Here is a 10,163-nt window from a genome sequence, read left to right on the forward strand (position 1 = left end):
GGGCCGGGGCGCGGACGGGGCGGCTCATGCGGCATGCCGACCCGAAGCTTACGATGGCGCGCTGCACACCGCTTGACCTGCTCGACATGGCCGGTGCGGTTGGTCCGCTGCCCGCGGTTACGGGGCCGGCAACCTCGGCAACGGATACCCTGGTGTAGGACACGGGGGCAGTTTTCCTTGCAGCGACCCTTGCTCCGGCTTCCGGACCTGCATGTCAAGAACGTGCAACGAGGCGCAAAGCCGTATCAGCAAAACCGTCGAGGAGCGCAATTAAACGCACGGCGAGAAACGGCAATAGAGAGAGGGCTTTGCGCGTTCCGGCATGAGACGTGCTAGAAAAGGAAGATGGTAGCGGCGGAGGGATTCGAACCCCCGACAGACGGATTATGATTCCGCTGCTCTACCAACTGAGCTACGCCGCCACGATTGGACGGGGAATTATGATAACAAATTCGCGCGGGCGTGTCCAACGGGAATCGAAAGCAGAGAATAAAGATGCGCTTTGCGCCCGTTTTCGCGCGCGGTTTGCCGCGGGCTTCCTGCCGCCGGAATGACCCGCCGCATCCCTGGTTGCGGGTGGCCCGGGAGGGGGTGCCGTGCCTGGGGCGGTGTCTTCCGCGGTTTGTCCGGTGTGTTGTGCGAGAGCACTTCCCGTTCGCGGTTCGGTGGTTCGGCTTGTGCGCCGGGGATACGCTTGCTAGACTATCGGGTGGACTGCAGGGAGGAAGACTCGTGGAAATAAGGAAGGCGGTGATTACCGCGGCGGGACGGGGCGAACGCACGTTTCCTGCCGCCAACACGGTGCACAAGGGGATGCTGCCGCTCGTTGACCGGGACGGGCTGACCAAGCCGGTGATCCAGATCATCGCGGAGGAAGCGCTCGAAAGCGGCATTGAAGAAATCTGCATCGTGTGCGCGCCGGGCGACGAGGAACAGTATCTGGACGCGTTCCAGGCGCTGAGGCGCAACCTGCTCGAAGGCCATCCTGGCGTGGCCTGGGCGCAGGAGCAGGCGGAGCGCATCGAGACGTTGCTGCGGCGCCTCCATTTCGCGGCGCAGACCGAGCCGCTGGGTTATGGCCACGCCGTGTACGGCGCGCGCGAATTTGCCGGCGACGACCCGTTCCTGCTGCTTCTCGGCGACCATCTGTACCTCTCGTACGTGCCGGGGAAACGCTGCGCCGCGCAGGTGCTCGAACTGGCGCGCGCGGAGGGGTGCCCGGTCTCCGCGGTGCAGGCGACGCGCGAGCATCTCGTCGGCCTCTATGGCACGCTGACCGGCAAGCGCGAACCAAACCATCCCGGCGTGTACCAGATTGAGAAGATTATAGAGAAGCCGTCGGTGAGCCGGGCGGAACTGGAACTGCACACGCCGGGGTTGCGCGTGGGCCATTACCTGTGCTTCTTTGGCGTGCACGTGCTCACGGCGGCGGTGTTTTCCCTGCTGGAACAGAGCATGGCCGCGCCGCATGAAGGGGGAGACTATCAGTTGACGCCCGCGCTGCAGGAGCTGGCGCGCCGGCAACGGTACCTCGCCTTGGAGGCCGCGGGGAAGCGCTTTGATATCGGGCAGCGCTTCGGCCTGCTGCAGGCGCAGGTCGCGCTGGCCCTGGCGGGGCGCGGCCGCGACGAGGCGCTGGCCACCATCCTGGAAACCATGGCGGAACTGCAACGCGACAACAAGGTGTTGTGAGGCCGGGCGCGCGGCCCGGGTGGAGCATGGCCGACCGTGAACGTATTCGTTGAGACCATCACCACGAACGATCCCCAGAAACGCGACCGCGCGTTCCGGGACTTGTGCGCGCCGCTGTCCGCGCGGCAGGTGTTGGACGCCTGCGAGGAACTGGAGTCATTCCGGCGCAACGCGTCGAACCTCTACGAGCGGGTCCGCGCGACGTTGTTTCTCTACGCCGCCTGCCGCTTCTTCCTTGCGGATGCCCGCGATATCGCCCCTTCGGGGCGCATCCCCTACGACGGCTTCGAGGATTTTCTGGCGCGGCGGTTCGAACGCGCGATCGAACGGTTCCGCGGGGTCCTGCACGCTGGCGGGCCGAACGGCGCGATCTTGAGCGCGCTCGGCGAGACGTATCATCATCTCGCGTTTCAGACGCTGGCCGACCAGGTGCGCCGCAGCGTGCGCGCGAGCGAAGGCAACCGCTGGATGTTCCGGGTCGGCCACGCGGAGGAGCATCCGGTGCGCATCCGGCCCGAGATGCTGGACCGGGGCGGCGGCGCGCCGTTCTATCCCGTGTTGCTCGAGCGCACGCCGGTGCGGCTGGACCTGAGCCACAGCGGCTGGTCGGACATCTTCTTCCTGGGCATGGATTTCCCGGAGGGCGCGCGCGTCCTGAATATCTCGGTGGACCTGGGCGTGTACGGGCGCGACCAGGCCGTGAAACCGCCGGTCGAGACGTACGTGCGCGTGATCCCGGAGCCGGTGCTCCGGCTGACAAGCGTGGACCTCGAGGCGACCAAGGACATCACGGACCTCGGCGACCTCTTCAACTTCGGGAATGACTACCTCGGCCTGCTCAAGGCGGGCGTCATCGCGTCCGGTCTGGCGCCGCCGTCTTTCGAGGGCACGGGCCAGTCCATCGTGGATATCCTCGGACGCGTGGTCGAGCCGGGCCGTGGCGTCGAACTGGTCACGCGCGTCAACGACATCCCGAAAGGGTCTCGGCTGGCCGTGTCGACGACGCTGCTCGCGTCGATTGTGAGCGTGCTCATGCGCGCCACCGGCCAGACGGAGAAGCTCGAGGGGGTGCTGAGCGAACGGGAGCGGCGGCTCGTGGCTTCGCGCGCCATCCTCGGCGAATGGCTGGGCGGCTCGGGCGGCGGCTGGCAGGACTCGGGCGGCGTCTGGCCGGGTCTCAAGGTCATTGAGGGCGCGCCGGCCGCCGAGGGCGACCCGGAATGGGGCGTCAGCAAAGGCCGCCTGCTGCCGCGGCACCAGCTGCTGGGCGGCGGCGCGCTGCACCCCGAAGCGCGCAAGCGGCTCACGGAATCGCTGGTCGTCTTTCATGGCGGCATGGCGCAGAACGTGGGCCCGATCCTCGAGATGGTCACGGAGAAGTACCTGCTCCGGAACCGGGCGGAATGGGAAGCGCGGCTGCGCATGCGCGGCATCTTTGACGGCATCCTCGACGCGCTGCGCGCAGGCGACATCCGCGCCGTGGCGCGCTGCACGACGGAAAACTGGGGCGAACCGCTCAAGTCCATAATCCCGTGGGTGACCAACCGGTTCACTGAGACGGTCATCGCGCGGGCGCGGGAGCGGCTCGGGCAGGATTTCTGGGGCTTTCTGATGCTCGGCGGCATGTCGGGCGGCGGCATGGCCATGTTCGTCGCGCCGCGGCGCCGCGAGGCGTTTCGCGATGAACTGCTGGAAATCCTGCGCGTGACCAAGCGCGAGCTCGAGGATGCGCTGCCCTTCGCGATGGACCCCGTCGTCTACCATTTCGGCATCAATGAGACCGGAACCTCCGCGCGGCTGCTGCGCGGCGCGGAAGCGCTCATGCCGGGCCGCTACTACGGTCTCCAGATTCCCGATTTGGTCCACCGCGACGCGAGCGCCATCCCTTACCTGCGCCGGGCCGAACTCGACCATATCGCGGCGCGCGCGGACCAGCCCGAAGAGACCTCGGCATTGCTGCGCACGATGGTGCGGCACCTGTTCCAGGTCAGCGGTTCCGGGGCGCGGTCGCTGCGCGCGCAGTACGACGATGAGAGCGCGCGCATACGGGCCGAACACGGATTCGACGCGGTGCACCACGAGCAGGTCCGCCGCGACTTGCGCAGCGGGCGCATCGGCCTCGCGCACAACCGCCTTCCTATCGAGACGGACATCCAGGACGTCCGGGACGAGGACGTGGTCGCGCCGGGTCAGCCCGCGCACCGCGCTCTGGGTGAGATTGCGTTGCGCGAGGGCCGCGTCGCGGTGTTGTCGCTCGCGGCGGGCGTCGGCACACGCTGGACCAGCGGCGCGGGGGTGATCAAGGCGGTGAACCCGTTCATCTTCGCCGGGGGCAAACACCGGAGCTTCCTCGAGCTGCACCTTGCCAAGACGCGCCGCGCCGCGCGCGCCTATGGCGCCGCGATTCCGCACATCATTTCGACGAGCTACCTGACCCACGGCGCGATCGAGAAACACCTGCGCATGAACGCGAACTACGGGCATGACGGGCCGCTGGTGCTCTCGCCGGGCCGCGCGATCGGGCAGCGGCTCGTGCCCATGGTCCGGGACCTCGTGTTCCTCTGGGAGGAGATGCCTCAGGAAACGCTGGACGAGCAGAAGCAGAAGGTCCGCGACGCGGTGCGCCAGGCGCTCATGAACTGGGCGCGCGAGAAGGGCGAGGGCAGCAACTACACGGACAACGTGCCGTTACAGCGGTTTCACCCGCCCGGGCATTGGTACGAAATACCCAACATGTTCCGGAACGGCGTGCTGGCGCGGCTGCTCCGGGAACGCCCGCAACTCGAGACGATCATGCTGCACAACATCGACACGCTCGGCGCGAACGTCGACCCCGAACCCCTGGGCGCGCATCTCGCTTCGGGCAGCGTGCTTTCCTTCGAAGTCGTGGCGCGCCGCATCACCGACCGGGGCGGCGGCCTCGCCTGCGTCAACGGCCGCGTACGCCTGCTCGAAGGGCTCGCCCAACCGCGCGAGGAGGACGAACTCCGGCTGCGTTATTACAATTCGATGACGACCTGGGTCCAGATCGACCCGCTGCTGCGGCTGTTCGGGCTCACGCGCGACGACCTGCACGGCCCCGAGGACCGCATCGCGGAGGCCGTGCGCCACATGGCCCAGCATGTGCCTACCTACGTGACGATCAAGGACGTGAAGATGCGCTGGGGGCACGGCCAGGAAGACGTGTACCCCGTCGCTCAGTTCGAAAAACTCTGGAGCGACATGTCCGGGCTGCCGGGTGTCGCGTGCAGCTATATCGTTGTGGACCGGCTGCGCGGACAGCAGCTCAAGTCGCCTGACGAACTGGAACCCTGGGCCAACGACGGCAGCAAGGACTATGTGCTCGGTCTCTGCGACCTGTAGTGGCCGGGGCGCGGCATGGGCTTCAGCCTGTTCTTAGGCGGCCCAGGCAACCCCGCACGCCGAAGCGCGTATTACGAACGAAGAAGTGTGGCTGCGCGGTTCTTCGTTCGTAGTTCAGGCTTCGGTCTGGTCCTGCCGGTGTTTCCCCTTCTTGCGCTTCGTGTATTTCGTGGGATTTGATTGGCCCGCGAAGGACGCGAATCCCCCGAAAACAAGCGGCGGGGCGCCGCTTCCACGGGGGCGCAATTACGATTGGCGCGGTCGCGCTGGCCGCGGCGATTTTCCTCTTGACTACTGTAAAAATATACAGTATAATGATGGATGCGTCGAGAGGAGCGCGAGCCATGAAGATAGTGGACCTGTACCGGTACAACGTGCCGCTGGAGATTCTGGAGTTGTGGCGGAGGCAGGAGAGCGAGGTGCTGCTGCCGTTGCAGGAACTTGCGGTGACGCGTCATAACCTGTTTGGCGGCGACAACTTACTGATTCAGGCGCCGACGAGTTCGGGCAAGACATTTATCGCGGAGATGGCGGCGATTCAGACGGCGTTACGGCGGAAAAAGGTGGTGTATCTGGCGCCGCTGAAGGCGCTGGCGGAGGAGAAATACGCGGATTTCAAGGAGAAGTACGCGGCGTATGGGCTGAAGGTGATTATTTCGACCCGGGACCGGCGCGAGTTCGACCGGGACTTCGAGGACGGCGATTTCTCGATTGCCGTGGTGGTGTATGAGAAGCTGGCGCAGTTGCTGGTGCGGCGCCCGGAGCGGCTGGAGGAGATCGACCTGGTCCTGGCGGACGAGTTGGAACTGCTTTCCGACCCGGAACGGGGCCCGATGGCGGAATTGCTGCTGACGCGCATCCTGCATTACGGCGAGGGCGTTTCGCGGCGGCGTTTGATCGGGTTGTCGGCGGTTATCGGCGGCGCGGAGCAGTTGGCGGAATGGATGGGCGCGCGGCTGGTCCAGTATGAGCGGCGGCCCATCGAGCTGCGCTACGGCGTGCTATACGAGGGCGTGTTCCGGTATCGCACGTACAACGAATTCACGGAAGGCGAAGAACGGCTCATCGACGCGGGCAGCGAATCGGCCTGGGAACAGCTCACGCAGAACGTATGCGCATTCGCGCAGCGGGGCGAGGCGTGCCTGATCTTCGTGAAGGCACGGCACGAGTCGCGCCGGGGCGCGGAATTGCTGGCGGGCCGGGTTGGGCTGCCGGCGGCGAAGCAAACGATCGAGGCGTTGCGCGAACTCGACCCGACGCGTTCGCGCAATACGCTGCTCGAAACGCTGTCCTGCGGCGTGGCGTTTCATAACACGGACCTCTCGCCCGAGGAACGGCGCGCGGTCGAGGAGGGGTTCCGCCGCGGCGAAGTCCTGGTGCTGGTCTCGACGAGCACGCTTGCCGTCGGGCTGAACCTGCCCGCGCAGAACGTGTTCCTAACGGCGGACAAGTGGCGCTACGACAACCGGCTCGGCATGCCCTGGAAAACGCCCATCCTGCACACGGAATACGAGAATATGAGCGGCCGGGCCGGGCGCTACGGCTCGGGACAGGCGTTCGGGCGGTCGATCCTGATCGCGACCACTCCCTTCGATCAGGAGACGCTCTGGCGGCGCTACGTGGACGGCGAGCGCGAGCGCATCGATCCGCGGCTCGCACAGACGCCGCTCGAGAATCACGCGCTGCGGCTGGTCGCGTCGCGGTCGTGCCGCACCTTGAACGAGTTGCTGACGTTCCTGGAGCACACGCTCAGCGGGCGCTGGGTCTGGGCCGAGACGCTGACCCTCGACGAGGTCGAATTCCGGTTGCGCTCCGCGGTGAACCGGTGCGTTGACGCGGGCGCCGCCGTTTCGCACCCGGACGGGCGCCTCGAGGCCACGCCGTTCGGTCTTGCGGTGGCGGCGAAGGGCATCGCCATCGAGACGGCCCGCGCGCTCGAACATTGGATAGGCCAGTGCGAGATGCGCGCGTGGCCGGCCATCGACCTGCTGTTCGCGGCGGCCTCGACGGCCGACGGGCGCATGCTGCAGCTTTCGCTGACGGCGCGCGAATACGACCACGCCGATTACCCGACCGTGCTGAAGCGGCTCACGCGGGACGAGCCGCTCGAAGCGGACACGCCCCTCAACCGGATCCGCAACTCGAACGCGCAACCCTTTTTTGAGGAGGTGCGCGCCATCAAGGTCGCGCTGTTCCTCCAGGAATGGATCGAGCATGCGGCGGTCCCCGATCTCGAGGAGCACTACCATACCACCGCCGGGCAGGTTTTCGCCGCCGCGGAGCAGGTCAGCTGGCTTATCGACGCCGCCGCGGCCGTCGCGTCCGCCTTTGGCGCGAACGCCGGGTTCATCGAGCGAATCCGGACGCTGTCCGAACGCGTGCAATACGGCCTGCGCGAGGAGGCGCTGCCGCTGGCGCGCTGTCCTGCCGGACTGACGCGCAACGAAATCCTCGCGCTGGCCGCGCAGCGGCTGGACACGCCCGCCGCTATCACTGCGCTTTCCGAAAAGGCGCTTACACGCTGGCTCTCCGAGGCGCAAGCGCGCCGGCTCCATGCCTGGGCGCGGCGGCAGCATGTCCCCGAATGCGCAACCCCGGGCGACGTGCTGCCCGCGCCCGCACGTCCCGTGCTCATTGTCGACGACGATGCGCCGGGCGAAATCCTGCTTGACGGCGTGCGCGTTGCGCTTCAGGAGAAGCAATACCGGCTCATCCGCGTGCTGGCGGCGCATGCCGGCGCGTGCGTGCCCTACGACGCGATCTACGAGGCCGTATGGGGCGACGTTGTTGTCGAGCCCAATCAAATGCATTTCCAGAAGCGCAGCCTGGTCAAGCGGGTCATGGAGGCGTGCCCCGCGCACAAGGAACTCATCGGGACGACGCCGAAGCGCGGGTTCAAGCTCAACCTGCCGCCGGACCAGGTGCTGGTCAAGCCCCGGGCTGTCTCCAGCGCGGCGTGAGCGGCCTCAAATCTGAAAGTTCAAATCTGAGAGTTCGAATCCGGCGTTCCCGGCGCGGCGCCGGGCCGCCACCACACATAAGCGTCAACGTCGCGCAGCGGTGCGAACCCCAGTCTTTCGTAGAGCGAGCGCGCGGGGTTGGTCTTGGTGACACCGAGTGCGGCCTGGGTCAGGCCGGCGTCGCGAAACGCTTCGGCCAGGCGCTGGAGCAGCCGGCCCGCGATGCCGCGGCGCCGGTATTCCGGGCGCACGGCCACCTGCAGCACGAACCCTGTATTGGGCGCGATTTCGCAGCCGAGCACGGCTCCCACGCAGCGCCCGGCGTCGAAAACGGCGAGCATATAGCCGGGGCGGACGCGCCCGAAGGCGCCGGTGGCCGCGCGCGAAACGAACGCATAGGCGAGTTCCGGCGCCGAAACGTCGATGTGCAGGCGCCGTCCGGGGCCGTCGCGGTATGCGTCCACGAGACACCCGGCCACGTCCTCCCAATGGGTCGGCGTGCAGGCCGCGACGGGTCGGGGTTCGTCGCGGAGCGTCTGGTTGATTTCCACGCCCTGTTCAATCGCGCACAGGCTCCGATGCCGCAACGGCGCAAGCATCAGGAGGCGCTCGATGTGCTCAAACCCGCACGCGCGGAACGCGGGCGTGAGGTTGAGCCGGCAGAACGGGACGCACTCGCACGCGATGTGGTCCAGCCCGTCTTGCCGCAGGTCGGCCGCGGCGCGCTCCACGAGCGCCTTTTCGACACCCCGCCCTTCGAACGGCTGCAGTACATGAAGGTACGTGATATGCGCAGCGGGCGGCCTCTGGACGGCTGTGAGGCAGCCCAATGCCTGCGCCCCGTCATCCCAGGCGGCAATGGCATAGAGCGACGCATGGGCCAGCGCGGCGCGCATGCCGTCGGGGGCGACGCTCAGATAGTGCGCCGCGGCCGCGGGACCGTACAAACTGCCGAGCCCCGCGGCAGTCTCAGCGATGAACGCGGCAGCGTTTTGAGGGGGCGACGAGATACGGCGCACTTGCATGAACGCGGTCCTGATGCACGCTTGGACGCTCGACGCGGAGTATATCCGGTCCCGGGGCTTGAGGTCATCCGGCGTTCGTGGAAGCCTGAATCTTGTGGGGAAACGCCGCCATGGGATAGAGTCGGGCACGGAGGTTGAAACCATGAGCATATTTGAAGCCGTGCAACGTCCCGAACTGTTGCATGCGATGGTGGTGCATTTCCCTGTTGTCCTTGCCGTGCTCGGCGTTCCGCTTGCCGCAATTACCGCAGTACTTTCCAGAAAGAGGCTGCTGCTATGGGTAACGGTGGGCTTTTTCGCGGCCTTGACGCTCATCGCGTGGGCCGCCATGCTCACGGGCGAAAAGGCCCGTGAGGCGGCGCCTGCTTCCCTGACCGCGGAAGTCTGGCCGCGGATCGAGGCGCACGAGGCGGCCGCCGAGAAGGTCTGGGTCGCATCCGCCGTAACCGCGCTGCTCGCGCTGCTCACGCTGATACCGCGCGCGCGCATGCAACAGGTCATTCGCGGGATGATGGTTCTCGCGGCGTTCACCACGGCGGGGGTCGTGGGGATCACGGGACATCGCGGGGCCATGCTGGTCTATCAATATGGCGTAGGCACAAAGGCGCTCGCGTTGTCCGCGGTTCCGGCTTCCGGGGCCGCGCCGGAGGCGTCCCCGCTGACTGCGGCCGATGCCGCCGCGCCGGAGAGGGACCAGGCGCAGCCTTGGCGGCTGCTTTCCGAGTCCAGTTATCAGGAGCGGGTCTGGCCGATTATTGAGCGACACTGTCTGGACTGTCATTCGGGCGAGAAACCCAAGGCGGGGCTGGACGTGTCCACGCTCGAGGGGTTGTCGCGGGGCGGGCGCAAGGCGGGGGCTACGGTGACGCCGGGCGACCCCGGCGGCAGCGTGCTGATCCAATATCTTGAAGGCACGCTGCAGCCGCAGATGCCGTACCGCGACGCGCCGTTGAGCGCGGAAGAAATCGGCGTGGTCCGCGAGTGGATTTCGGGAACGGCTGCCGCAAGTTCCTGAATTTACCGCACTGTGCCCCGGCGTCGGGGACGGCAGGGACGGCAGGGACCGCGAGTTGTCTTTGCGTTCCTCGTGAGATATGCGGTCGCGCCGCCGATGGAAGGAACC

5 protein-coding genes and 1 tRNA gene are annotated in these 10,163 nt (G+C 66.9%); 4 read left to right on the forward strand and 2 right to left on the reverse strand.

All coding sequences use genetic code 11. The features are described from left to right. Positions 1-346 precede the first annotated feature (346 nt). A tRNA-Met gene (locus tag KA184_21160) sits at positions 347-422 on the reverse strand. Between the two features lie 310 nt (positions 423-732). On the opposite strand from KA184_21160, the gene KA184_21165 reads away from it, so the two are divergent. From KA184_21165 to KA184_21175, 3 genes are all read left to right on the forward strand, one after another. Beyond that, positions 733-1,692: an NTP transferase domain-containing protein gene (locus KA184_21165; protein MBP8132098.1), complete on the forward strand. Its 960-nt coding sequence runs from the start codon at positions 733-735 to the stop codon at positions 1,690-1,692. 36 nt (positions 1,693-1,728) lie between these two features. Beyond that, on the forward strand, positions 1,729-5,055 hold the full coding sequence (locus KA184_21170; protein ID MBP8132099.1) for a UTP--glucose-1-phosphate uridylyltransferase: 3,327 nt from the start codon (positions 1,729-1,731) through the stop codon (positions 5,053-5,055). Positions 5,056-5,399: 344 nt separating this feature from the next. Continuing rightward, positions 5,400-8,015: a DEAD/DEAH box helicase gene (locus KA184_21175; GenBank protein ID MBP8132100.1), complete on the forward strand. Its 2,616-nt coding sequence runs from the start codon at positions 5,400-5,402 to the stop codon at positions 8,013-8,015. Between the two features lie 20 nt (positions 8,016-8,035). Here KA184_21175 and KA184_21180 read toward each other — a convergent pair whose 3' ends face one another. After that, positions 8,036-9,040, reverse strand: a complete 1,005-nt coding sequence (locus KA184_21180) for a GNAT family N-acetyltransferase (GenBank protein ID MBP8132101.1) — start codon at positions 9,038-9,040, stop codon at positions 8,036-8,038. A 142-nt stretch (positions 9,041-9,182) separates the two neighbouring features. On the opposite strand from KA184_21180, the gene KA184_21185 reads away from it, so the two are divergent. Beyond that, entirely contained in the window at positions 9,183-10,055 is an 873-nt protein-coding gene (locus KA184_21185; GenBank protein ID MBP8132102.1) for a hypothetical protein, read from the forward strand. Positions 10,056-10,163: the final 108 nt, after the last annotated feature.

Source organism: Candidatus Hydrogenedentota bacterium (genome assembly GCA_018005585.1).
Classification (GTDB): domain Bacteria; phylum Hydrogenedentota; class Hydrogenedentia; order Hydrogenedentales; family JAGMZX01; genus JAGMZX01.